At 55.9% G+C, this 24201-nt stretch carries 18 protein-coding genes; 8 read left to right on the top strand and 10 right to left on the bottom strand.

Annotated features, from left to right (window positions below):
- Positions 1-154 precede the first annotated feature (154 nt).
- Positions 155-2248, top strand: a complete 2094-nt coding sequence (gene ppk1 / locus FH974_RS12510; RefSeq protein ID WP_047886572.1) for a polyphosphate kinase 1 — start codon at positions 155-157, stop codon at positions 2246-2248.
- On the top strand, positions 2245-3762 hold the full coding sequence (gene ppx, locus FH974_RS12515) for an exopolyphosphatase (protein WP_047886571.1): 1518 nt from the start codon (positions 2245-2247) through the stop codon (positions 3760-3762). The genes ppk1 and ppx overlap by 4 nt, the downstream gene beginning before the upstream one ends.
- 165 nt (positions 3763-3927) lie before the next feature.
- Here ppx and FH974_RS12520 read toward each other — a convergent pair whose 3' ends face one another.
- From FH974_RS12520 to FH974_RS12540, 5 genes are all read right to left on the bottom strand, one after another.
- Positions 3928-4860, bottom strand: a complete 933-nt coding sequence (locus FH974_RS12520; RefSeq protein WP_047886630.1) for a PstS family phosphate ABC transporter substrate-binding protein — start codon at positions 4858-4860, stop codon at positions 3928-3930.
- A 198-nt stretch (positions 4861-5058) separates the two neighbouring features.
- On the bottom strand, positions 5059-6363 hold the full coding sequence (phoR, locus tag FH974_RS12525; protein WP_047886570.1) for a phosphate regulon sensor histidine kinase PhoR: 1305 nt from the start codon (positions 6361-6363) through the stop codon (positions 5059-5061).
- 64 nt (positions 6364-6427) lie between these two features.
- Complete coding sequence (gene phoB, locus FH974_RS12530; RefSeq protein WP_047886569.1) at positions 6428-7117, bottom strand: phosphate regulon transcriptional regulator PhoB; 690 nt, start codon at positions 7115-7117, stop codon at positions 6428-6430.
- Between the two features lie 171 nt (positions 7118-7288).
- The gene (locus tag FH974_RS12535; RefSeq protein WP_207103318.1) at positions 7289-11074 is read right to left on the bottom strand and encodes an AAA family ATPase; all 3786 of its coding nucleotides are present in this window, start codon (positions 11072-11074) and stop codon (positions 7289-7291) included.
- A gap of 36 nt (positions 11075-11110) precedes the next feature.
- A complete protein-coding gene (locus FH974_RS12540; RefSeq protein ID WP_047886567.1) occupies positions 11111-12352 on the bottom strand; it encodes an exonuclease SbcCD subunit D C-terminal domain-containing protein in 1242 nt (413 codons plus the stop codon).
- 153 nt (positions 12353-12505) lie between these two features.
- Here FH974_RS12540 and rdgC point away from each other — a divergent pair, with 153 nt between their 5' ends.
- The 3 genes from rdgC to FH974_RS12555 all read left to right on the top strand — a co-directional run bounded on the left by rdgC (position 12506) and on the right by FH974_RS12555 (position 15427).
- A complete protein-coding gene (rdgC, locus tag FH974_RS12545) occupies positions 12506-13417 on the top strand; it encodes a recombination-associated protein RdgC (protein WP_207103717.1) in 912 nt (303 codons plus the stop codon).
- A gap of 358 nt (positions 13418-13775) precedes the next feature.
- Positions 13776-15167 (top strand): prephenate-dependent tRNA uridine(34) hydroxylase TrhP, encoded by a 1392-nt coding sequence (trhP, locus tag FH974_RS12550; RefSeq protein ID WP_047886565.1) that lies wholly within the window; start codon positions 13776-13778, stop codon positions 15165-15167.
- Positions 15168-15172: 5 nt separating this feature from the next.
- Positions 15173-15427, top strand: coding sequence for a YfhL family 4Fe-4S dicluster ferredoxin (locus FH974_RS12555; protein ID WP_047886564.1), 255 nt, complete (start codon positions 15173-15175; stop codon positions 15425-15427).
- Positions 15428-15559: 132 nt separating this feature from the next.
- Here the strand turns inward: FH974_RS12555 and mepA are convergent, their stop codons facing one another.
- The gene (mepA, locus tag FH974_RS12560) at positions 15560-16399 is read right to left on the bottom strand and encodes a penicillin-insensitive murein endopeptidase (protein WP_047886563.1); all 840 of its coding nucleotides are present in this window, start codon (positions 16397-16399) and stop codon (positions 15560-15562) included.
- 149 nt (positions 16400-16548) lie between these two features.
- The gene (locus FH974_RS12565) at positions 16549-17529 is read right to left on the bottom strand and encodes a sugar-binding transcriptional regulator (RefSeq protein WP_047886562.1); all 981 of its coding nucleotides are present in this window, start codon (positions 17527-17529) and stop codon (positions 16549-16551) included.
- A gap of 526 nt (positions 17530-18055) precedes the next feature.
- On the opposite strand from FH974_RS12565, the gene FH974_RS12570 reads away from it, so the two are divergent.
- Both FH974_RS12570 and FH974_RS12575 read left to right on the top strand, forming a co-directional pair.
- Positions 18056-18886, top strand: coding sequence for a siderophore-interacting protein (locus FH974_RS12570; protein WP_047886561.1), 831 nt, complete (start codon positions 18056-18058; stop codon positions 18884-18886).
- An 87-nt stretch (positions 18887-18973) separates the two neighbouring features.
- Positions 18974-20053 (top strand): 3-deoxy-7-phosphoheptulonate synthase, encoded by a 1080-nt coding sequence (locus FH974_RS12575; protein ID WP_047886560.1) that lies wholly within the window; start codon positions 18974-18976, stop codon positions 20051-20053.
- Positions 20054-20175: 122 nt separating this feature from the next.
- Here the strand turns inward: FH974_RS12575 and FH974_RS12580 are convergent, their stop codons facing one another.
- The 3 genes from FH974_RS12580 to FH974_RS12590 are packed head-to-tail and all read right to left on the bottom strand — an operon-like array spanning position 20176 to position 23111.
- Positions 20176-20976, bottom strand: a complete 801-nt coding sequence (locus FH974_RS12580; RefSeq protein ID WP_047886559.1) for an ABC transporter ATP-binding protein — start codon at positions 20974-20976, stop codon at positions 20176-20178.
- Positions 20976-22088, bottom strand: coding sequence for a FecCD family ABC transporter permease (locus FH974_RS12585; RefSeq protein ID WP_107193812.1), 1113 nt, complete (start codon positions 22086-22088; stop codon positions 20976-20978). The genes FH974_RS12580 and FH974_RS12585 overlap by 1 nt, the downstream gene beginning before the upstream one ends.
- 12 nt (positions 22089-22100) lie before the next feature.
- A complete protein-coding gene (locus FH974_RS12590; protein ID WP_277991772.1) occupies positions 22101-23111 on the bottom strand; it encodes a FecCD family ABC transporter permease in 1011 nt (336 codons plus the stop codon).
- 152 nt (positions 23112-23263) lie between these two features.
- Between FH974_RS12590 and FH974_RS12595 the strand changes: the two genes are divergently transcribed.
- Positions 23264-24199 (top strand): ABC transporter substrate-binding protein, encoded by a 936-nt coding sequence (locus tag FH974_RS12595; protein ID WP_047886557.1) that lies wholly within the window; start codon positions 23264-23266, stop codon positions 24197-24199.
- The last annotated feature ends 2 nt before the right edge of the window (positions 24200-24201 follow it).

The following is a 24201-nucleotide window of genomic DNA, read 5'->3' on the forward strand; positions in this document are numbered from 1 at the left end:
ACCTTTAGACGGATTGCTGCGCCGCTCCCTGCCGGTATGTCGCCTCAGGCGGCTATCTGTGGGGAGTCTGGGCATGCGCAGTAGACACCACTGGTAGGAAGAAACCGGCCACAGGCCAGCAGTACCTTTAGCCCAAGCTTTCTATAGGAATAAAATGAGCACGGAACCTCTCTATTTAGAAAAAGAACTCAGTTGGCTTTCCTTCAATGAACGTGTGCTGCAGGAGGCTGCCGACAAGTCAGTCCCCCTCATAGAGCGTGTGCGTTTTCTCGGTATCTTCTCCAGTAATACCGATGAGTTTTACAAAGTACGCTTTGCCGATGTAAAACGCCGCATTCTGATCAATCAGGAAAGAGGCAGTAACGAAAACTCCAAAGAACTCCTCAGCAAAATCCAGAGTCGCGTGCTCAAACTGAACCAGGACTTCGATACCCTTTATAACGAAATTCTGCTGGAAATGGCCCGGCGCCACATTTTCCTGGTCAATGAACAACAGCTCGATGATCATCAGCAAAACTGGCTCCGAAAACATTTTCGTACCCAAATCCTTCCCCACATTTCGCCAATCCTGCTGACCGATGATGTGGATTTGCTGCAATTTCTTAAAGACGAATATTCCTACCTGGCGGTAGAAATGCAGCAAGGCGACAGCAAACGCTACGCCCTGCTGGAGATCCCGACCGATCAGCAGCCACGGTTTATCAAACTGCCGGAGGCCAAAGGGAAGCGCCGCAAGACTCTCATCCTGCTGGATAACATTATCCGCTTCTGTCTCGATGAAATTTTCAGCGGGCTGTTTGAATACGACAGTCTGGCAGCCTATGCGATGAAAATGACCCGCGATGCGGAATATGACCTGAGCCAGGAAGTGGAACACAGCCTGATGGAGCAGATGTCTGAAGGCCTGAGCCAACGTCTGACGGCCATGCCGGTCCGGTTCGTGTACCAGCGCGATATGCCGGCAGATATGGTCGACACCCTGTGCAGCATGCTTAAAGTCTCCAGCTACGACAGCATTATCCCGGGCGGCCGTTACCATAACTTCAAAGACTTTATCGGTTTCCCGAACGTCGGCCGCAACTACCTGGAAAACAATCCGCTGCCACCGCTCGAAAGCTACCAGTTTGTCAGCGCCCGCAACGCCTTTGATGCGATCAAAGCGCAGGACATCCTGCTGTACTACCCGTACCACACCTTCAACCACATGACGGAGTTGGTGCGCCAGGCAGCGTACGACCCGAAAGTGCGCAGCATCAAAATCAATATCTACCGGGTGGCCAAACAGTCCCGGATCATTGAGTCAATGATTGATGCCGCCAACAACGGCAAACGGGTGACCGTGGTGGTCGAGCTGCAAGCTCGTTTCGATGAGGAAGCCAATATTGAATGGGCCCGACGCCTGACCGAAGCCGGCGTCCATGTGGTGTTTGGCGTACCGGGCCTGAAGATTCACTCCAAGCTCTGCCTGATCACCCGTATCGAAGGGGATGAACTGGTGCGCTATGCCCATATCGGTACCGGTAACTTCCACGAGAACACCGCCCGGATTTACACCGACTTCTCCCTGATGACCTGCAAGCCGGCAATCACCGACGAAGTCCGCATGGTGTTCAGCTACATCCAGAATCCGTACCAGCCGGTGAAATTCAGAAAACTGATTGTCTCGCCGCGTAACTCGCGCTTACGGATGTACGACCTGATTGATCGTGAAATTGCCCATGCCAAGCAAAATCTGCCGGCGGGTATTACACTCAAGGTGAACAACCTAGTGGATAAAGGATTGATCAACCTGCTTTATCAGGCCAGCAATGCAGGCGTGAAAATCAAGCTGATCATCCGTGGCATGTGCTCGCTGATCCCCGGCATCAAGGGCATCAGTGAAAATATTACCGCGATCAGCATCGTCGACCGCTTCCTCGAACACCCGCGAGTCATGGTGTTTGATAATAACGGCGATCCGGAGGTTTTCATTTCTTCCGCTGACTGGATGACCCGAAACATCGACAACCGAATTGAAGTCGGCTGTCCGATTGACGACCCGGCCCTGAAGCAAAAGATCATTGATATCCTCAATATCCAGCTGTCAGACACCGTCAAGGCCCGGGTACTCGACCGCGACATGAGCAACAATTATGTGTCCCGGGGCAACAAGCGGAAGATCCGATCTCAAATCGAGATCTATGATTATCTGAAGCAGTCGGAAAAACAGCTCAAGAAGCAAGCGCAGAAAAGTGAAAACGACGCATGACAGAACCCGAAGCACCCCGTGAAATTGCCGCGATAGATATTGGCTCCAACAGCTTTCACATGGTTGTTGCCCGCGTGGTCGGCCAGAGCCTGCAAATTATCAGTCGCCATAAACAGCGTGTGCATCTGGCCTCCGGGCTGGATGCGCAGCAAAACCTCGATCAGGCCGCGATTCAGCGCGGCCTGAACTGCTTGGCCATGTTCGCCGAACGCCTGCAAGGGTTCCCGCCGGAAAATGTCCGCATTGCCGCAACCTATACCCTGCGCCAGGCCAGAAATGCCCACGTTTTTCTCAAGCGGGCTGAAGCTCTGATCCCGTACTCGATCGAAATTATTCCCGGCACCGAAGAAGCCCGCCTGATCTACCTTGGCGTGGCTCATACCCAGCCGGACAACGGCCGCAAGCTGGTCGTTGATATCGGTGGCGGCAGCACAGAGCTGGTGATCGGGGAAGGTTTTCATCCCCTGATTGCCTACAGCAAGCACATGGGCTGCGTCAGCTACAACAAGCTGTTTTTCCCGAAAGGCAAAATCAGCAGCAAACGCATGGCTGCCGCCCAGCTGGCTGCCCAGCAGAAAATGGAAAGTATCGCCAACACCTACATGCGTGCCGGCTGGCAAACGGCAATCGGCTCCTCGGGCACCATCAAGGCGATCCGGGAAGTGCTGATCGGCATGGGCCATCAGGACGGCGTGATCACCCCGGAACGGCTGGCACTGCTGATTGAGGCCATGCTGAAAGTAAAACAGGCGGACGAGCTGGATCTACCGGGGCTGACAGACGACCGCAAACCGGTGTTTGCCGCAGGGGTAGCTATCCTCAGCGCAGTCTTCAAATCGCTGGACATTGAAGAGATGATTTTCTCAGACGGCGCCCTGCGTGAAGGGCTGTTGTACGAGATGGAAGATCGTTTCCGGTTCAGTGATATCCGGGTCCGGACCGCTACCGCAATGGCCGAACAGTACAATGTTGATCTAGCCCAGGCAACGCGGGTTAAGGAAACGGCCGAAATGCTCTACAGCCAGATTGAGCCACAACCGGGGCTGACCAAAACCGATCTGGCCACCCTGCTCGGCTGGGGCGCCCAGTTGCACGAAGTCGGCCTGAGCATCAGCTATCCGGGCTTTCACCGTCACTCGGCCTATCTCCTGCGGCACAGTACCATGCCCGGGTTTAACCTGGAGCAGCAAACGGTGCTGGCAACACTGGTCAGATACCAACGCAAGAGCCTGAAGCTGGAAGAAATGCCGGAGCTGAGTATTTATAAGCGAAAGCACCTCTACCCCCTGATCCGCACCCTGCGCCTGGCCGTGGCATTGAATGGCCAACGCAGTGACAGCCCGCTGCCACCGATCACGGTTGAAGCCAACAAAGAAGAGTGGCGCCTGATCCTGCCGGAAGGCTGGGAAGCCGATAACCGACTGCTCGCCGCCGATCTCCGTCAGGAGCAAGAATACTGGCAGAAAGCCGGCTGGCAGCTGCACCTATGTGAATCGCCGCTGCTCATCGCGTAACCACGGACATCGACCAGTACTAAATGCCAGCTAGGTGCCAGGTGCCAGGTGCCAGGTGCCAGGTGCCAGGTGCCAGGCAAAACACAAAACGGCTTGCCCTGAGGCAAGCCGTTTTTTGGTAGTTAGCCCCATCTGACCGCTCAAGAGCTGACCGGCCGAGGAAACTCACAGCTCCAGTTGGCGCAGGGTCGCTTCAACGGAACTGGAAGGCAGCGGGATGTAGCCGTCCTTCTCCACCAGATCCTGGCCGGTGTGAGAGAGAATAAAACGGACAAACTCAGCCACCAGCGGCGACAACGGTTTGTCCGGCTGCTTGTTGATGTAGATATACAGATAACGAGACAGCGGGTATTTGCCGTTGACGGAGTTCTCGATGGTAGCAGCCACATAGTCAGTTCCTTCGCGGGCAATCGGAATCGCCCGAATCCCAGTCGTCTGGTAACCCACCCCGGAGTAACCGATCGAGGTCAGTGAACTGGCGACCGACTGCACCACCGATGCCGACCCCGGCTGTTCATTCACGTTGTTGCGAAAGTCACCGTGGCATAGGGCCTGCTGTTTGAAGAAACCATAGGTGCCGGATACCGAGTTACGCCCAAACAGCTGAATATCCCGCTCGGCCCAGCGCCCAGTCATACCGACCTGTCCCCAGTGATCAATAGGTGTCAGCCCGCCACAACGCAGAGTTCGGGAATAAATCGCATCCAGCTGAGCAAAATTCAGTCCTTTCAGGGGATTATCTTCATGGACAAACACCGCCAGTGCATCAATCGCCACCCGGATTTCAGTCGGCGGGTAACCGAATTCCTGCTCAAACGCTGCAATTTCTTTGGCTTTCATCCGTCGGCTCATCGGCCCCAGCTGCGCTGTCGATTCAATCAGGGCTATGGGCGCGGTAGACGAACCGGCCGCCTGGATCTGAATATTGACCCCGGGATAAAAGCGCTTGAATTCTTCTGACCAGTAGGTCATCAGGTTGGCAAAAGTATCGGAGCCGACCGATGACAGGTTGCCGGCTATCCCGACCCCGGTCACCGGCTGGTAGTCAGGTAAACGGCTATGGGTGGCCTGCGCCGGACTGCTGGCCACCAGTGTCATCAGCACGCCCAGTCCGGCCGACAGAAATCCGGATGACAAAACCTCGGCTGACAGACGGGTACACAATGCCCGTGGCCAATGAGCGAGGCGACGCAGTTGGTACAGGGCGACTTTCCCTCTCGTCCTCAAGACGGCTTACTCCTTAAATACGGCAAAAGCGGCCACAAGGGCCGCTAAGAGTCACTGATGTATTTGCGCTCAGGCCGCTTTGGCAACCAGGCGCTGTGGCAGGGTAAAGGAGAACGTACTGCCTTCCCCCACCACACTTTCAATTTCCAGGTGCGAGTCATGGTGACTCAGAGCATGTTTCACAATAGCCAGCCCCAGACCGCTTCCCCCGGTTTCCCGAGAGCGGGCCTTATCCACCCGGTAGAAACGTTCCGTCAGGCGGTGAATGTGCTGCGGTTCAATGCCCTGCCCGTGGTCAATCACTTCCAGCCGTGGCCCGCCCGGAGACAGGAACCAGCGTACTTTGACTTCCGCATTGGTCGGGGTGTGTTTCACCGCGTTGTACACCAGGTTAGAAATCGCACTGCGCAGCTGATCTTCATCACCACGTACTTTGAGGCTTTTATCAACTTCAAAAGTGAACAGGTGCTCATCACCACCGCTGAGAGACACCGCTTCTTTTTCCAGGATTTCCAGCATTGCCGGTACATCGATGGTTTCTTCCAGCTCGATATTCGGGGCCGCCTCAATCTTCGACAGGGTCAGCAGTTGCTCCACCAGTGAGTTCATTCGGCTTAACTGCTCAGTCATGACGCCATGGGCTTTATCCCACATCGGGCCAACCAGCATATCCGGATCTTTGGACATTTCCAGATACCCCTGCAGCACCGTCATCGGGGTACGCAGTTCATGGGAAACGTTAGCAAAGAAGTTGCGGCGCATCCCCTCAAGCTGCTTCACCTGCGACACATCACGTACCACCATCAGGTATTCCCCTTCGGTATACGGCATGATACGCAGCTCCAACGTGCGGTCAAAATTAAAGGGCGAGGTAATTTCCAGCGGCATATCAAAGGAGCGTCCGGCCAGATAGCGGACAAAATCCGGACTGCGCAACAGATTACTGATCGGCTGCCCGGCATCATCCGGCCAACGGAATCCCAGCAGATCCTGCGCCAGCTTGTTACACCAGACGATGTTCCCTTCGCTGCGAAAGACAACAACAGCATCAGGAAGGGATTCCGCACCATTGCGGAAGCGGCGGATCAGAGTTGCCAGTTCTTTGCGGCGGCGACGGTTGCGCTGTTGCAGCCGGTAAATCCCGTTAAACAGAGGTTCCCAGCTGCCCGAGCCGGAAGGCGGTGTCAGGCTGCGCTCTTTCCACAGCCAGTTGGACATTTTCAGCTGATTATGAAAATGCCAGATAAGTTGGATCCATGTTGCCACCAGCAAGAACCAAGGCATATAGCCAAAGATCATTCCCAGGGCCACCCAAGGCAAGTAGAAAAGGATCAGTTCCCAGACCAACTTTTTCCACGACAGCCGCTCAACCATTGTTTACTCCGTGACAGCGGAGCATTCAGGTCACTCCCGCTGTCTGTTACTGCTTTGAAAACCACTAAACCCGTGTTGAGAAACGATACCCGGCACCACGTACAGTCTGCACCAGCTTATCGTGACCATGTGCTTCCAGCGCCTTACGCAGGCGACGGATGTGAACATCGACCGTACGGTCTTCGACATACACATTGGTTCCCCAGACATTGTTCAGCAGCTGTTCACGACTGTACACCCGCTCCTGATGCGTCATGAAGAAATGCAGCATCTTAAATTCAGTCGGCCCCATCTCCAACGGCTGCTCGTTCGAGGTCACACGGTGTGAGACCGGATCCAACTTCAGCCCCTGGACATCAATCACATCATCCAGCGAAGTCGGGGATACCCGACGCATCACGGCTTTCAGCCGTGCCATCAGTTCTTTCGGAGAAAAAGGCTTGGTGATGTAGTCATCCGCACCGACTTCCAGTCCGCGGACTTTATCTTCTTCCTCACCCCGCGCCGTCAGCATCACGACCGGAATCTGGCGTGTTACTTCATCGCGTTTCAGGTGTTTAATCAGGTTGATACCGGAACCGCCAGGCAGCATCCAGTCAAGCAGAACCAGCTCAGGGTACGGCTCGCAAATCTTTTCCAGCGCCGTGTCGTAATCCTCAGCTTCAATAGCCTGATAGCCTTTTTGTTCAAGAACAAAACAGAGCATTTCGCGGATTGGTGCTTCGTCCTCTACAACAAGAATCCGTCTTACCATAATGTTCATTACCTACTTAGTTGCTGTCTTTCGAGCGCCATTATGTGTGTAAAGTATGACACTTTTGTGACTAGCCCGGAGAAAAACGTAACCTGTTGTATATGAAACTGTCATACAAACCAGGTTGTGAATCAAGCTCACAACCTAGCCGTACAATATTCAATCAGGCGCTTAACCTTTGACCGCTATTTTACTCCGTCCCCCGCCCTGCGCTTCAACGCAAACCTGCACCCCGATACGCTCCACCAGCGTGCTGACATGGGAGATCACGCCGATCTGACGTCCATCGGCCTGCAGCGCATCCAGGCAGGACAGTGCCATTTCCAGGCTGTCCGGGTCCAGCGTACCAAAACCTTCGTCAATAAACAGTGACCCCAGTTGGCGGGTATCGGCCGCGAGGGAGGCCAACGCCAACGCCAGAGCCAGCGACACCAGGAAACTTTCCCCGCCTGACAGAGATTCCACGCTGCGCACTTCGTCGCCCATGTCGTGGTCAATCACCTGCAAGGCTAGCGGGCTGCCCGGAACCGGTTGCAGCGCGTAACGCGGAGCCAGCTCCTGCAAATGCTCATTGGCCAACACCACCAGCTGCTGCAGGGTCAGTCCCTGTGCCAGCGTGCGGAACTTGTTGCCGGTTGCTGAGCCAATCAGCTCGCTCATCTGACCCCACAGTTCAGTCTGCTGTTGCTGCGCCGCCAGCTTCTCGGTCAGCTCCCCGGCCTGCTGCAGTGCCTGTTCAGCCTGTACCAGCCGTTGACGCAGCCGGAAGATCTGCTCTTCCAGTCCGGCTTTGTCCTGCTGCCACTGGGTCTGCAACGGTGCCAGCTGGACGCTGATCGGCTCTGCCGAATTCAGGGCCAACTCAAAAGCCTCGCCCCAGTCACGAGCAGCATCGGCTGCAGCCTGATGCAGCTCAATGGCGCGCTGCCGCTCCTTCAGCACTGACGCCGCCTGGGTGAGCGCATCATCCAGCGCCTTCAGGGCCGCCTGCTCTTGCTCCTGCCAGTGTTCATCTTTACTCAGCAACTGCATCAGCTGATGTTCATTCAGTCCCAGCTTTTCCTGCCAGCCCAGCCAGTCATGAACCACCTGACGGTGCTCCGCTGCCGTCTCTTTTTCCTGCTGCTGCCAGCCTGTCAGCGCTGCCTCGGCGGCGGCCACTTTCTCACCGGCCTGGCGCTGCGCCTGCTCCGTTTCAGTCAGTCGCTGCTGGGCCTCAGACATAGCGGCTTTGTGCTGGGCCGCCAGGCTGTCAGCATTCTGCTCACCGATGATAGCGACCCGTTGCTGCCAGGTAGATTCCGCCTGCTGCTGCAACGTCGCCGCTTTCTGCTGCCATTCCGCCAGTTGGCGATAGCCTGCCGCCAGTCCGGCTTCCAGTTCTGCCAACTGCGGTGCCAGTTCCGTCAATTGCTGCTCGGTCTGCTCCAGCTCTTTCTTACCGGAAAGATAATGTTCAACCTGTTGTTTCAGCTGATGAATATACTGCTCCGAACCGTGCTGACGCAGCATCTGCAGCCACTGGTTGCTGCCGTACTGCTCGTTCAGTGCCTCACTGCGAGCCGCCAGAATCACCTGTTGGGTCTCGCTCTGTTGCTCAATCGACTGCAGTCGTTCTTTCCACTGAGTCGCACTCTGCTCCAGCTGGTGCTGACGCTCTTTCATTTCCGTGGCGGCCTGCTGCAACTGATGTTGCTGATGTTGCAGATGACGCCCGTGCTGAATCTGCTGCTGGGCCAGTTCCATCGCCTGCTGCTGCAAACGGATGTCACGGTAAGCCTGCTCAGCGTCCTGCTGCCATTGGCGTAATTGGTCGTTCAGCCGGGCGGTGTCCGGTGACACCGTCAGGCTCTCCTCCAGCTCCAGTTGTTTGAGCACATCCAGCAGCGGAGCCAGCAGTTGATCCTGATACTGACGGAAACGGTGCAACTCATTATCAATCACCGCCAGACGCTGCTGACCGTGTGGTAACTGCTGTTGCAGGTGGCGGCGTTCTCCTTCTCCGTCCTGCAGTTGCTGCTGCAGTTCACGCAGGCGTTGTTGCTGTTGGTGCAGCAAGCCTTCAACCACCGGATGCTGCGCGGCGTACGGATGATCTTCCGAACCACACAACGGGCACGGGGTATCAGGCTTAAGCTGGCTGCGGTACTCCGAAAGGTTCACCACGGCCAGACTATGCTGGAACTGCTGCTCGGCTTCCTGATACCGGGCCCGCAACTGCTCCATCGCCGGAGCCAGTGCCGCCAGTCGCTGCTCCACCTGAGTCAGATACTCAGTCAACTCTTGTCGCTCACCCTGCAGTTTTTCCGTCTGCTCCAGCAGCCCGGCCCACTCTTTGGTGCCGGACATCGCCTGGCGCAGGGTATCGAGTTCGGCTTGCTTGTCGTTGTATCGTTTCTGGCTGTCGGCCAGCTGCTGCTCTTGTTGCGCCAGATCCAGTCGGGTCAGCTGCTGCTCAAGCTCGCCTAAGTGACCGCTCACCTCTTTTTGTTGCTGCTCCAGCAGCGCAAAATTGCGAGACTGCGATTGCTGCTCATGCAGGATCTGCTGCTTTTCCTGAGCCAGACGGCCTAAGGTGCGATGCGCCGAGAGGTACTGATCCAGGTTATCCAGAACCGGCTGATACTGCTCCGCGACACCGGCCAGTTCATGATATTGCTCGAGCTGGATCCGCAACTGATGCTGACGGGTTCGCCACTGCAACTGCTGGCGTTTTTTCTCGTCCAGAGCAGTTTGCTGGCGCTGACAGTCATTCTGATGCTGCTGGAACTCAGCCTCAATAGCACTCAACTGACGCTGGGTTGCCGCCAGTTGTTCATCCAGTACCGTGACCTGCTTGAGTTTCGGCTCCAGCGCTTCCCACTGCTGGCGGGCGATGTTCAGGGCTGTGCGGGCCTGCTGCACCGCGCCATCGGCATTGACCAGCTGCTGCTTGTCCTGAACCAGACTTTGCTGGGCATTGGTGATTGAGGTTTCCAGCTTCGCCAACTGCAACCGGGTTTTCTGCAGCAGGGAAAAATCGTGTCTGGCCGGTTGCGCTTTGGCTATCTGTACCAGTGTTTCACGACGGGGAGCCGCCTCCTGGTGCTGTTGTTCTGCTTGCTGGCGGGCCTGCTGCGCATCCGCGCATTGCTGCGCCAGGCGCGCTTCGGTCTCCAGCGCCTGCTGATGCTGCGCCAGCGCCGTCAGTGATTGATCGATACCTTGCAGCTGCGCTTTGAACTGTTCCAATTGAGCGGATAACTCGGCCTTTTGCTCATCATCCAGCAGTTCAATGTCCCCCAGCTGCGCCTGAAGCTGAGTCAGTTTCTGTTTTTCGTCCCGGGCGCGTTCATAGGCCGCGACGGACAGGCGGCCGTAAATCTCACCGCCGGTCATGCGTTCGAGCAGAGCGGCACGCTCGTCGGATCCGGCTTTAAGGAACGCGGCAAATTCCCCCTGCGGCAGCATTACCGCCCGGCGGAACTGTTCAAACGTCAGGCCAATCAGGCGCTCAATCTCCGTCTGCAGCTCGGCTTTTTTACCGGCAAAACGCTGTCCGGTGTCGAGGTTTTCCAGCCATTGTTCCGCGGCCTGAATACGGCCGTCCGCCTTGCTCCGAGCGCGGCGCACATGCCAGTGGGCCCGCCAGGCGGTGCCGTCATTGGCCATGAAATCCACCTCGGCGTAGCCTTCGGCTTTGCCGCGCGACAGAATGCTGCGCACGTCATTGGCCTTGATCCGGTTCGACTCATCATCGCGACCAATTTCAGCATCGTTTTTCTTGTTCGATTGCAGGCGGGGAATGCGGTCGTACAGCGCCAGACAGATGGCATCCAGCAGCGTGGATTTTCCGGCCCCGGTCTTACCGGTGATGGCAAACAAACCGGCTTCGCCCAGCCGGCCACCGGCAAAATCGATCTCAAACGGTTGCTGCAGACTGGCAAGGTTTTCACCACGTAGCGCAAGTATTTTCATCGTTGTTGTGCTCTATTCATTTACTCGGTGGCTGTATTACAAATTCGCTTCATCTTCTTCGACATTGATCAGCAGCTGCTCAAACGCGGCCGTCATCGCCTCATCCGGTTCGCCCTGATATTTCTGCGTCCAGCTCAGGTTGAACACTTGCTGTGGCGTCACATCAGACAGACGACGGTGCCCCAGTCCCTGCTGGGTCTGGGTCGCCGGATAATGAGGCGTAATTTTGGCCAGACGCACGGCTTTGCCATCCAAGGCTGCCATGATTTTTTCCCGCAGCAGGGCTTGTGGCTTATCAAGCAAAACATGCACTTCCAGAAACGGCTGCTGCTCGCGCGGCTTGTCTTCCACGTCCAGCGCGCTCAGCTCTTCAATTACCTGGGCCAGCGGTGCCGGTGACGCCGGAACCTTGAGCATGTCCACCACGCGCGGCACTGAGACCGGCTCAATCGCCGTCACATCGGCCCCGTCGAAGTCAACCAGCACCACCTGGTGGTTGTAGCCCCGCTCTGACATGGACAACGGCAGCGGCGAGCCGCTGTAGCGGATGTGCTCCTGCTTGGCGACCCGTTGCGCCAAATGCAGATGCCCGAGCGCCACATAGCTCAGGTCCTCAGCAAAAATGGACGCCGGTAAGGCATGCTGGTTCCCGCCCAGTACCCGACGCTCTGACATCTCTGACAGCTTGCCCGAGGCCATGTAAGCATGTCCCATCCCGATCAATGCCTGATTCGGCTGGCGGCCATGCCGCGCCGCGGCGGTCACTTCTCCATACAGGGTTTCGACCCCCTTGATCAGGCGATCATCCTCTTCACTCAGACCATCCGTACGCAGATCGGCACTGCGCAAAAACGGGACCGCCAGCACCCAGGCTGCCTGCTGCCCGGAGGCGTCGGTCAGCGGCACCAACATACGTTCGGTGTCCAGCTCGCCATCTTCACGGCGATGAATCCCCCCGACGATATGCAGGTCAAACGCTTTCAGCAATTCATGCGGGGCATCCAGCTTACTTGGCGAATCGTGGTTGCCGCCAATCATCACCACATTCAGGTTCGGCAGGTTTTTCGCCAGCCGGGCTAGAAAACGGTACAACATGCGCCAGGCACTGGCCGGCGGATTGGCCGTATCAAAAATGTCCCCGGCCACCAGCAATGCATCGGCCTGGCGGGCTTCCAGTGTGTCTGCCAGCCAGTCAAGAAATGCCTGATGTTCGAAATCCCGGTTGTAACCATGCAGCTGATGACCCAGATGCCAGTCGGAGGTATGGAGAATCTTCATTACAAATCTATATGCCGAGTTGGAAAACTGCGTGAGATTGTACCGCACTTTTTCTTTCGCCCAACCCGGTGGCCGAGAAAACCAACGACATTCTTTTATCAATGCAATAAGATTGACAGCCAAATGCACAACCTAGGATCTGTAACAGCCATGATGTGGTTTAAAAACGTACTTACCTATCGCTTCAGCCGCGAAATCGACATCAACCCTGACCAACTGGAACAGCAACTGGAAGAATTCCGTTTTACGCCATGTGGCAGCCAGGACATGCAGAAATTTGGCTGGGTACACGCCCTGGGTAAACACGGTGATATGTTTACCCATGTGGCCGGTGACAACATCCTGATCTGTGCCCGTAAAGAAGAAAAAATGCTGCCGTCATCGGTGATCAAAGAATCACTGAGCGAGAAAATCGAGGCGATGGAAATCGAACAAGGGCGTAAGCTGAAGAAAAGCGAAAAAGACACTCTGAAAGATGAAATCGTGATGGATCTGCTGCCGCGCGCGTTCAGCCGTCGCTCCCAGACTTACGCTCTGATCATGCCAAAAGAAGGCTATATCGTGGTTGATGCCGGCAGCTTCAAGAAGGCCGAGGAACTGTTGGGCCTGCTGCGTAAATCAATGGGCAGCCTGCCGGTTGTACCAGTTACCCCGGAAAAACCGGCTGAACTGACCATGACCGAGTGGGTACGCAGCAACGAATCACCTAACGGCTTCACCATTGGTGAAGAAGCCGAGCTGAAAGCGATTTTGGAAGACGGCGGCGTGATTCGCTGTAAGCAACAGGATCTGTCGTGCGATGAAATTCTGGCGCACATTGAAGCAGACAAACTGGTCACCAAGCTGGCAATGAACTGGCAGGATCGCATTGACTTCGTGCTGAACGAAGACCTGTCGGTAAAACGCCTGAAGTTCTCCGACGAACTGCGCGATCAGAACGACGATATCGACAGGGAAGACATGGCGCATCGCCTGGATGCTGACCTGTCTCTGATGGCTGGTGAGTTTTCCGCTTTCCTGCCAAACCTGTTTGACGTGCTGGGCGGCCTGGAAGCCAAAGCCTGATCGGTTGGCACCACACGACTCCTGTCGCAAAAATACCGGCCACAAAAAAACAGCACTCAAAGAACACCAACATTCAAAGAAAAAAGGCGACCACAGGTCGCCTTTTGCTATCCCGCCCCCACGGGTCACCCATCGTTTGTTTGCCGCCTGTGTATCGGCTCCTGTCATCCCAACCGGTTGTTTTCGGTTAGCCGGTGGCCTTCCCTTTCGAGCAACAGCACCGCCCGCCATCAGGATTCCTACCTCATTTCCCTCTATCCATTGCCTTTGTGGGTGGGATCACAGTAAAATCCCGCCTCAACTCCGTATCCCGAGTGATACGGCCTGATTTGCAATCAGACACTGGATTATAAGAGCTATGTTTAAACCTGAATTGTTATCGCCTGCGGGCAGCCTGAAAAACATGCGTTACGCATTTGCCTACGGCGCAGATGCCGTGTACGCCGGCCAGCCACGTTACAGCCTTCGTGTTCGTAACAACGAGTTCAACCACGAAAACCTGAAAATCGGTATCGACGAGGCGCACGCGCAGGGTAAGAAACTGTACGTGGTATGTAACATTCAGCCGCATAACTCTAAGCTGAAAACGTTCATCCGTGACCTGGCTCCTATCGTTGAGATGGGCCCGGATGCGTTGATCATGTCTGACCCGGGTCTGATCATGATGGTGCGTGAAAACTTCCCGCATATGCCAATTCACCTGTCAGTTCAGGCGAACGCCGTTAACTGGGCAACCGTGAAATTCTGGGCAACTCAAGGCGTTGAGCGCGTGATCGTATCTCGTGAGCTGTCACTGGAAGAGATCGAAGAAATTCGTGAACACTGTCCGGAAACCGAGCTGGAAGTGTTCGTACACGGTGCACTGTGTATGGCGTACTCTGGCCGTTGCCTGCTGTCTGGCTACATGAACAAGCGTGACCCGAACCAGGGTACCTGCACCAACGCCTGCCGCTGGGAATACAAAGCCGAGAAAGCAACTGAAGATGACGCGGGGCAAATCGTGGAAATTCAGGAAGCCTCTGCCGTTCAGATGCAAGAGCCAGAGCGTCCGGAAGTGGCAATCGGTAAAGGCAAGCCAACTGACGAAGTGGTGCTGCTGAGCGAATCTCACCGCCCGGATGAGAAAATGGCAGCGTTTGAAGACGAGCACGGCACTTACATCATGAACTCAAAAGACCTGCGTGCTGTTCAGCACGTTGAGCGTCTGACGAAGATGGGTGTTCACTCACTGAAAATCGAAGGCCGTACCAAGTCGTTCTACTACTGTGCCCGTACCGCTCAGGTATACCGCAAAGCGATTGATGATGCTGTCGCCGGTAAGCCATTTGATGAAACCCTGATGGGTACTCTGGAGAGCCTGGCTCACCGTGGTTACACCGAAGGTTTCCTGCGCCGTCACACGCACGATGCCTACCAGAACTACGAGTACGGCTACTCTATTTCTGACACCCAGCAGTTTGTGGGTGAGTTCACCGGCAAACGCCGCGGTGATCTGGCAGAAGTAGAAGTGAAGAACAAATTCGTTGTGGGCGACAGCATGGAGCTGATGACCCCGAAAGGCAACGTGATCTTCACCCTGGAGACCATGGAAAACCGTAAGTCTGAAGTGATCACCGATGCCAAAGGTAACGGCCACTTTGTCTTTATCCCGGTACCTCAGGATATGGATCTGGAATTCGGTCTGCTGATGCGCAACCTGAATGCCGGTGAGAACACCCGTAATCCTCACGGTCCTAAAGACGGTAACTAATCGCAATGGCATTGCTAATTACAGAAAAGTGCATCAACTGCGACATGTGTGATCCGGAGTGTCCGAACGACGCGATCTCCATGGGTCCGGAAATCTATGAGATTGACCCGGACAGATGTACCGAGTGTAAAGGGCACTACGACAAACCGACCTGTCAGTCGGTCTGCCCGATCACCAACTGTATTATTACTGACCCGGAACACATCGAGACCGAAGACGAGCTGCTAGAGAAGTTCGTCACCCTGCAAGGTCTGGTGTGAATCCACTGGTTTTGCCATCAAAAAGCGCCCTGTCGGGCGCTTTTTTTGTATGGTTTAAATGCTGATTTGCCTTCCTATCACAGACAGCCCCCCCTTCACCATCGAAAGACGCATTCGGATACCAGATGGGTTTCAGCTGTCTTTTTGCAGTAAAGCCACGCACTGGGCCGGTGGTACTACCGGCGGTTTCTTTTTCACCTTGGCAACCGCCTTCGGTTTCTCTTTGGTGACCGGTTTAGGTTTAGGCCGCCAGGAAGCCAGTTCCGCGCCGCAGCCATCACCCGGCGGGGGCGGCATCTGCGCCTTACAGCTGGTATCACCTTCCGGGCAATTCAGCCGGACATGGAAGTGGTAGTAATGGCCCCACCACGGCCTGACTTTCCGCAGCCAGTCACGTTCTTTCCATTCCCGCTGGCACAGCTGCTCTTTGATCACCGGATGGACAAAAATCCGCGCCACACGTTCATCTGCGGCCGCGAGCTGAATCATCAGCGCCTGTTTATCACCCCAGTTTTTCTTGTTGATGCGGTACTGCTTAAGGTGCACCATCGGTAGTGGCTGCACATCAATCAGCTCTTCATCACTCAGCGGTTTATCCGACAGCTTCAGCCAGATATCTGCATCCAGCCCGGTCTGATGACTGGCGTGCCCGGAGGCAAAGCGTCCCCCCCGCGGCATCGCGATATCCCCGACCAACAGCTGTCCCAGCTTAAGCTGGTTCACCCCGTGAGCCAGATCGTGCAGAAACTTGATCATATCCTGATGGCCATAATAGCGCCCGCGATAAGATCGCATGACCTGATAACCATCCCCTTCCAGCGGCAGGCTCTGCCCGCCCGCCAGACAACCGTTACTGTATCCCCCGATTGATTGCGATTCCCCGTGACTCGGGGTTTTAACTTTTTCCCACGGACTCGCCCATGCGGCCTGGCTGACCACGACTGCCAGCATCCATACATATCGTTTTAACATTGCGCGCTCCCTATTTCCCCTTATCAATCTTAGCAAGCTCGCCGGAAGGCAGGGTAACTCCCTCGGTTAAAACGCCGGCCCACCTTTCAAAAAAGGCCGCCCGCAGGCAGCCTGATCTCAACTGATCCGAAATGGCATCATCAGATCCTTTATTTCATTTGTTGATCAAGATTGAGGATGGTCAGGGCGTTGCTGACACTGGTGGCCAGCACATCCACCACACCGGATCGCAATGCGCCCAGCAGCGCCAGGGCTTTACTGTTTTCCGCGGCGGTCACCACCACAATCGGGATATGGCGCAGCTCTTCCATGCTCAGACCAATCACCCGGTCGCTCATCATGGTGTCGGCTCGGCGACCCTGACTGTCAAAAAAGTCATAACCGGCAATGTCACCTACCACCCCTTTCCGGATCCGCGCCTCTACGATTTCCTGCGGGGTAAACCAGCCCATTTTGACCATGTGGCTGTTCTCGTTCATATCCCCGACCCCAACCAGCGCGACATCCGCACGGCGGGCACGGTCCAGTGTTTCTTTGACCGTGCCGTTTTTCATGATGGCTTCTTTGACTTTGATATCATCGACATACGCCGGGGCGTACAGGGTTTCACTGATCCCGTCGTATTTCTTGGCCAGCTGGCGGCAGATATGGTCGGCATTGATGGCATTGCCTGAGCGGTGCGTACCGCCGATACCACAGACAAAACGGCAGTTGCGATGCGGCACTACGCCGACATGATTGGCGATAGAGGCGATATTGCGTCCCTGGCCTACCGTCACCACCATGTCATCGGTCAGAACGGAAGAGAGGTAGCTGGAAACCAGACTGGCAACCTGCTGGCGCTGACTTTCATCGTCCGGCTGGTCCAGTGCAATCAGGGCACGTTTCAGGTTAAAACGCTCAATCAGCTGCTGTTCGAGTTTCTCGCTGAATACCGGGTGATACTTTACCGTAATTTCCACCACTCCTTCATCCCGTGCCCGGCGGAGCAAGCGGCCCACTTTCGCCCTCGACATGCCGAAGGTTTTGGATATTTCTTCCTGGGTCGCGCCGTCCTGGTAATAGGCAATGGCGATCTCAGTCAGCAGATCGCTGTCTACATAGCTGGTGTCATTCGGGGTGGCAGTCATTAACCAGTCCTTACATTCCGTCAAAAAGCCCTGCGGCATCATGGGTTAACCGCCTAAGTGTACCGCTATTCCCATGAAGCAGCGAGCGTTCCGGCATTCATGGCAACGAAGCCATGGTGGTTGTTATCGTCCCCCAGCCCTGATGGTTGAAACAGCCGCGATAACAAAAATGACTGCTACTTTGCTCTTTCTCACTCCTCGCACACCTTTTAGGCTTATGGTAAGCCTAAAGCTGCACAGGCTGTGCGCTCAACACAGCCCCTCTTAAATACAACCAATAAATACCTGTTATTATTGTTTTTTATTTTCCGTACAGCTTTTTACCTGCTATGTGACTAAAGCTCAGAAAGCTGCCCTTTGTCCTCATCAGACAGACAACTCTTGCCCAAATCCTTATTGTTACTACTGTTACTGTTTGTTTTAACTGGTGTGATCTCAGTAACTTAGATGAGCTTTTACTGTTAACACTGTTGAGTTTATGTATAATCAAACGAGAATGGATATCATTATTGATTAAGGAGCCACTATGTCCGCAAATGACAGCACGGTTAAACGTCAGCCGGTGTTACTCACCGTGAAATCTGTCCAGGATTTGGGCCCGCGCTACCGGCGCATCTGCTTCACCTCCCCTGAACTGGCACACTACCCGCCATGCAGCCACGGCGCCCATATCAAGATCATGCTAGCCCACGGAGACCAGTCCGAGCCGGTGTTGCCGGCGATGACAGAAAGCGGCCCTAAATGGGCATCGGCGGAAGACAAACCTTTGCTGCGCACCTTCTCGGTACGCGCCCTGCGCCGTGAAGTCGGTGAGATAGATATCGACTTTGCCCTGCACGGCGATATCGGGCCAGCCTCTCGGTTTGCCCTGGCCGCCCGCCCCGGCGATAAGCTTGGTATCTCCCCGCCGGGCGGCCCGTTCCCGATGCTCAAACCGGCCTCACAGTACTTCCTGGCCGGTGATTTGACCGCTCTGCCCGCTATTGCCGCCATGCTCGAAGACATGCCTGCGGACAGCCGGGGGTATGTCGCCTTGCAGGTGCCTGACCATACCGATCTCCAGGATCTGGTCTGCCCGGAAGGGGTCAAGATTGAGTGGTTCTTTGGTCAACCCAATCAGGTTCAGCCGCTGATCGACCAGTTCTGCCTGCAGCTTGAAAATGACAAGCACCATGTCACGGACAGCTATTTCTGGCTGGGTGGCGAAGAGCAGATCGTCGTGGGTCTGCGGCGCTACATCCGCCGTGAGCTGGATGTGGATCGTTCACAGGTTTACGCCATTCCCTACTGGCGCTTTGGTAACGATGAAGACAGCTATCACGCCAGACGCCACGAAGTAATTGATAATAAAGAATAAGAATCGACCACCTGTAACGACGTCAGGCTGAAAGGCCTGGAAGCACAAGAGTGATGTCATCGACCGATGACAACAAAGGAACCAACAATGGCTATTGACCCTTCAGTGATCCGAGCCCACTCATGGCAGGCACTGCCTACCCCGGCCACGCTGGCTCAGGATATTCCCTGCCCGCCGGCGCTCACCGGACACATCTCTGCCTCGCGAAAGGCCATCCGGGATGTCCTGCACGGCCACGATGACCGCCTGCTGGTGGTGATTGGTCCGTGCTCCATTCACGACCCGAAAGCGGCGCTGGACTATGCCCGACAACTGGCCGCGTACGCCGAGCAGCATCAGGACCAGTTAGTGGTCGTGATGCGGGCCTATTTTGAAAAACCGCGTACCACCGTTGGCTGGAAAGGCTTACTGTTTGATCCGGATCTGGATGGCAGCTATCACATCACCAAAGGGCTGTATCAGGCTCGCGAGCTGCTGATCCAAATTAACGCACTGGGGCTGCCGACCGCGACTGAGTTCCTCGACAACACCAGCTTTACCTATCTGGCCGATCTGATGAGCTGGGGCGCGATTGGCGCAAGAACCACCGAGTCCCAGCCACACCGGCAGCAAACGTCCGGACTACCTTGCCCGGTAGGGTTCAAAAACGGCACTGACGGCAATATCAGTGTTGCCATGGATGCAATGATCGCCAGCCGCCATCCGCACCTTTACACCACCGTCGGACAAGATGGTCAGCTTTACGCCGTTAACAGCACCGGGAATCCGGATTGTCATCTGATCCTGCGCGGCGGAAAGACGCCAAATTACAGTGAAGATGATATCCGTCATGCGCTACAGCAGCTGCATGCCAAAGGGCTGATGACCGGCGTCATGATCGATTGCAGCCACGGTAACAGCCTGAAGCAATACCAGCGCCAACTGCTGGTTGCCGAAGAGCTCTGTCGCCAGATTGGCAACGGGAATCATGCCATTGCGGCCATAATGGCAGAGAGTTTTCTGGTTGAAGGCCGTCAGGATATTGCGGCAGAGATGACCTACGGCCAGTCCATTACGGATGCCTGTATCGGCTGGGACGATACCAAAACCCTGCTGACCATGCTGGCCGATGCGGTTGAGCAACGCCGTCAGGGCTGCCCGCGTCAGCTGGCTGCCAACGAGGGTTAACGCCATTTGGGGCACTGATAAACCGGTTACTGATAAAAGCCAAAAGCCAGCCGATTCGGCTGGCTTTTCTCAGTGCGCGTCAGAGATTGATGAACTGTCGGAGAGCGCTGCCCGTCAGAGCATCAACCCGTGAGTCGTTGCCAGTCGGCCTGACGGCGCGGCACGATCACTGGGGCATCATCAAACGGTGCCTGCAAAATATCCACATGGGTGTTGTACAGCTTATCGATCATCGGTTTGGTGATCACCTCGCGCACCGGGCCTGCCGCCACGACGCCTTGCTCGCCAATAGCAACCAGCTCATCGCAGTACCGTGCTGCTGCCGCCAGATCATGGATCACCAACACCACGGTTTTTCCTACCGCCACCATCTGGCTGATGCTTTCCATCACTTCAATCTGATGACCGATATCCAGTGCGCTGGTTGGCTCATCCAGCAGAATCACGCCGGTATCCTGAGCCAGAATCATCGCCAGCCAGGCACGCTGACGCTGGCCGCCGGACAGGCTTGCCACCGGCTGTTGCAGCAGACCTTCCAGTTTCATCCATTTAATAGCGTTGGCAACCTGTGCCGCGTCCTCATCGCTCCACTGACTGAACCAGCCCTGATGGGGATGACGACCATACTGCACCAGTTGCTCGACTGTGATCCCCGCCGGGCTAATAGGTTGCTGCGGCAAAAAAGCAAGCTCTCTGGCGAGCGCCTTCATTGAGTAGTCGGCCAGTGACGTGCCGTTTAAGGTAATGTTTCCCTGCTGCGGGACCAGTTGCTTGGCCATCATTTTCAGCAGGGTCGATTTTCCCCCACCGTTCGGCCCGACAATGCCGACCAGTTTTCCTTTACCCAGGCGGAATGAAACATCCTTGAGGACGGTTTTGTTCTCGTAGGAAAATCCTACCCCTGTCATCGTTAACGCTGTCATTAGTCTGCCTGTCCTTTATCTCGCAGAAGAAAAATAAATAGCATGATGCCGCCCAGAATCCGGGTCATGATGCCGGTCGCCACCTCATGGGGGTCAGCCAGCACCCGCACCAGGGTATCGCTCAGCAACAGCAGCAGTGCGCCCAGCATGGCGGCGGTCCAGAGCGGGACGACCCGTCCTTTGAGCAGGAAGCTCGCAATAATCGGCGCCGCCATCGCAATAAACACCACCGGCCCGCCAATTGCGGTGCCCAGCGCGGCGACCAGAATCGCCAGCATCAGGATGGCTACCTGCACCCGATTGACATTCACCCCCAGGCTCTGCGCTGTCGGGATGCCCAGCCGCAACACAGCCAACTGGCGGGAGAAATACATCACGGCCGGACAGATAAGCACCAGCAATCCAGCCACCGGCAGGCTGACGTTGTAGCCCTGACCGACAAAGTTCCCTATAGTCCAGAAGTACACGCTGCTGACGTGCACAATCGATTCGGTGGACATCAGGAACTCTCCTACGGCCCGCATCAGCTCCGACACCCCGATACCGATCACCACGAACAAGTATCCCTGCTCACCGGGGTTACGGCACAAGGTGTACAGCATCAAGGCAGCCACCACCGCACCGAGCGGCGCCGCCCACCATGGCCAGGCCCCGAGCGTGAGATAAAGCGTAAAGAAGGTGATAGCCAGTGTGGCCCCTTCATTCACCCCGACCATATCCGGGGTAGCCAGCCGGTTGCGAACCAGTGTCTGAATCATGCAGCCGGACAGCCCCATCGCGGCCCCGGCCACCAGCACGGCCACCACCCGGGGCAGACGAATTTTGAACACCATGATCTCGACCATCCGGGTCGATTCCCCCAGCAGGGCTTTCAATGCCAGCCAGGGAGTCAGTTTGGCAGAACCGACGCTGATCGCCAGCAGGCTCAGGCCCATCAGCGCAACCAGCAACAGCGCTCCAATCCATACGGCGCGACGCTCCACCAACAGGGTTTTACGGCCCAACCGCCACAGCCATTTGCCGTGCGGTATGTGTTGCCCCGGCAGTGCGGCAGCTGGCGGCGTGTATTGTTGCGCGCGCGCTGGCATCACTTGCTGCATCCCTTTTTCCATCAGCAACTCCTCCTACTTCACGGCCAGTAATGAGCGGAAACCGCCCCGTCGCACCACCCCAATCAATACCGGGGCGCCAATCATCGCCAGCAGTACACCGTTTGGCATCTCATACGGCTGAATCATCCAGCGTGCCAGAATATCTGCGGCCATAATGAAGCAGACGCCGAACAGCGCCGAAAACACAACCTGCAATGACAGCCGCACCGGCTCCACCATGCGAGCACAGTAAGCCGCCAGGAAGCCGACAAAACTGATCGGCCCGGCAACCGAAATAGCGCAGGCAGTAAATAAGGTTGAGGCCAGCAAGACACCAATACGAACCCAGTGGGTATTGATCCCCAGCGAGCGAGCCTGCTGCTCGCCCAGCTGCATCATGGTGAGCTGACGGGCCAGCAGAAAAGTCAGTACGACTGCGGCCAGCATAAACGGTGAGACCATCGCCATGGATGCCATATCCGCAGCCGCCAGCGAGCCTAGGTTCCAGAATCGGAACTGATCCAGCACCACCTGATGCGACAAGAGAATAAAACTGGAGATACCGCCAAACGTGGCATTCATTGCCACCCCGACCAGAATGAGTTTGAGCGGGCTGGATTTGCCCATGACATGACCGACCAGCAGCACGACGATGTTGCCGGTCAGCGCGCCCAGCCCGGACCAGACCAGATACCCTTGCGCCGATTCGACGCCAAAATAGGTCAGTCCGGTCACCAGCCCCAATACTGCCCCGGCATTCACCCCGAGCAACCCCGGCTCAGCCAGTGGATTGCGGGTCGCGCTTTGCAGTAAAGACGCCGCCAGCGACAGGCTGACTCCGACCATCAGGGCGCACAGTGTGCGCGGCAGTCGCAGTGTATCCATCACCATGATCATGTGCTCTGACGGATTGATGGCTGAAAAATAGTACGCCAGCGCATCTGCTGCGCCGTATTCTCCGGCTCCGACCGACAAAGACAATAACGAAAAAAAGCAGACACAAACCACGCCCGCTCCCAACCAGACAAGGTGATGTTTCGACACGCTTGCAACTCCATGTATATCGACGAGGCTGGACATGATATCAACCCGCCTTTTCGCTGAACAGAAATAAATAAAAATAGTTCTCAATATCCTTATCAAGTACAATTGCGAACGATTCATCTCATTCACTGATTTGCATAATAAGGAGTATTATGTTGCTTCGAAGCCTGTTTACCGCATTGGCCCTGTTCTGCATGGCGAGCCAGGCCACTGCCGCCGATACCCGTACCGTTGACAATGCCCTGGGCGAAAAAGTTACGGTTCCCCTGCACCCGAAACGGGTGATCACCCTGAGCGAAATCGACCTCGATACCGCCCTGGCGCTCGGTATGACACCGGTCGGCACCGTTAACGGCCGTGGTCAGCAAACTCTGCCGCGCTACCTCGCCCCGGCTATCAAGGGCGACATTCAGATTGTCGGCGATCTGTCCCGCCCGAACCTGGAAACCATTCTGGAGCTGGAACCGGATCTGATCCTGACCGCGCCAAACCGCCCGGAAGTGATTGAGCTATTGAATGAAATTGCCCCGACCGTGGTGACGTTCAACTATGGCGAAAGCTGGAAAGAGGTCTTCAAGCGCACCGCCACTATCCTGAACCGCGAGGCGGATGCCGATTCCTTTATGCAGCGCTATCTGTCACATGCTGAGCAAACCAAACAGGCTATTGGTGACCGACTAGGCCAGACCATCAGCGTCGTACGCTGGAACCCGAAAGGACCGGCTTACATGTTCCGCGATTCGTTTGCCAGTCAGGTGATTGCCGATGTCGGCATGAAACGTCCGGATAACCAGCAAGATCCGGGGCATACCCATTCCATGTCACTGAGTCTGGAAGCGTTATCAGTGCTGGACGGCGACTGGATGGTGATCGGCACCCTCAGCACGTCCGGCGAAGCCGTGGATGCCATGAAACAAGCCGAAAATACCCCTGCCTTCCGCCAGCTGAGCGCGATTAACGCCGGTCGGTTTACCGCTGTGGACGGCTCACTGTGGACCTCCGTCGGGGGCCCGCTGGCCGCGATGAAAGTGATGGATGACATCGCCAAGCTGGTAAACAAGCCGGAAGCCCAATCGGTGACGCAATAACC

This window comes from Photobacterium ganghwense (genome assembly GCF_017329545.1).
Lineage (GTDB): Bacteria > Pseudomonadota > Gammaproteobacteria > Enterobacterales > Vibrionaceae > Photobacterium > Photobacterium ganghwense.

Bases quoted from the DNA above. Each gene is read 5' to 3' on its own strand.
- FH974_RS12540 (WP_047886567.1), bottom strand. From the start codon at position 12,352: ATGAAGATTCTCCATACCTCCGACTGGCATCTGGGTCATCAGCTGCAT.
- phoR (WP_047886570.1), bottom strand. From the start codon at position 6,363: ATGGTTGAGCGGCTGTCGTGGAAAAAGTTGGTCTGGGAACTGATCCTT.
- FH974_RS12585 (WP_107193812.1), bottom strand. From the start codon at position 22,088: ATGGAAAAAGGGATGCAGCAAGTGATGCCAGCGCGCGCGCAACAATAC.
- FH974_RS12555 (WP_047886564.1), top strand. From the start codon at position 15,173: ATGGCATTGCTAATTACAGAAAAGTGCATCAACTGCGACATGTGTGAT.
- rdgC (WP_207103717.1), top strand. From the start codon at position 12,506: ATGTGGTTTAAAAACGTACTTACCTATCGCTTCAGCCGCGAAATCGAC.
- FH974_RS12570 (WP_047886561.1), top strand. From the start codon at position 18,056: ATGTCCGCAAATGACAGCACGGTTAAACGTCAGCCGGTGTTACTCACC.
- trhP (WP_047886565.1), top strand. From the start codon at position 13,776: ATGTTTAAACCTGAATTGTTATCGCCTGCGGGCAGCCTGAAAAACATG.
- FH974_RS12575 (WP_047886560.1), top strand. From the start codon at position 18,974: ATGGCTATTGACCCTTCAGTGATCCGAGCCCACTCATGGCAGGCACTG.
- ppk1 (WP_047886572.1), top strand. From the start codon at position 155: ATGAGCACGGAACCTCTCTATTTAGAAAAAGAACTCAGTTGGCTTTCC.
- FH974_RS12595 (WP_047886557.1), top strand. From the start codon at position 23,264: ATGTTGCTTCGAAGCCTGTTTACCGCATTGGCCCTGTTCTGCATGGCG.
- FH974_RS12535 (WP_207103318.1), bottom strand. From the start codon at position 11,074: ATGAAAATACTTGCGCTACGTGGTGAAAACCTTGCCAGTCTGCAGCAA.
- FH974_RS12520 (WP_047886630.1), bottom strand. From the start codon at position 4,860: ATGACACTGGTGGCCAGCAGTCCGGCGCAGGCCACCCATAGCCGTTTA.
- FH974_RS12580 (WP_047886559.1), bottom strand. From the start codon at position 20,976: ATGACAGCGTTAACGATGACAGGGGTAGGATTTTCCTACGAGAACAAA.
- FH974_RS12565 (WP_047886562.1), bottom strand. From the start codon at position 17,529: ATGACTGCCACCCCGAATGACACCAGCTATGTAGACAGCGATCTGCTG.
- phoB (WP_047886569.1), bottom strand. From the start codon at position 7,117: ATGGTAAGACGGATTCTTGTTGTAGAGGACGAAGCACCAATCCGCGAA.
- mepA (WP_047886563.1), bottom strand. From the start codon at position 16,399: ATGTTAAAACGATATGTATGGATGCTGGCAGTCGTGGTCAGCCAGGCC.
- ppx (WP_047886571.1), top strand. From the start codon at position 2,245: ATGACAGAACCCGAAGCACCCCGTGAAATTGCCGCGATAGATATTGGC.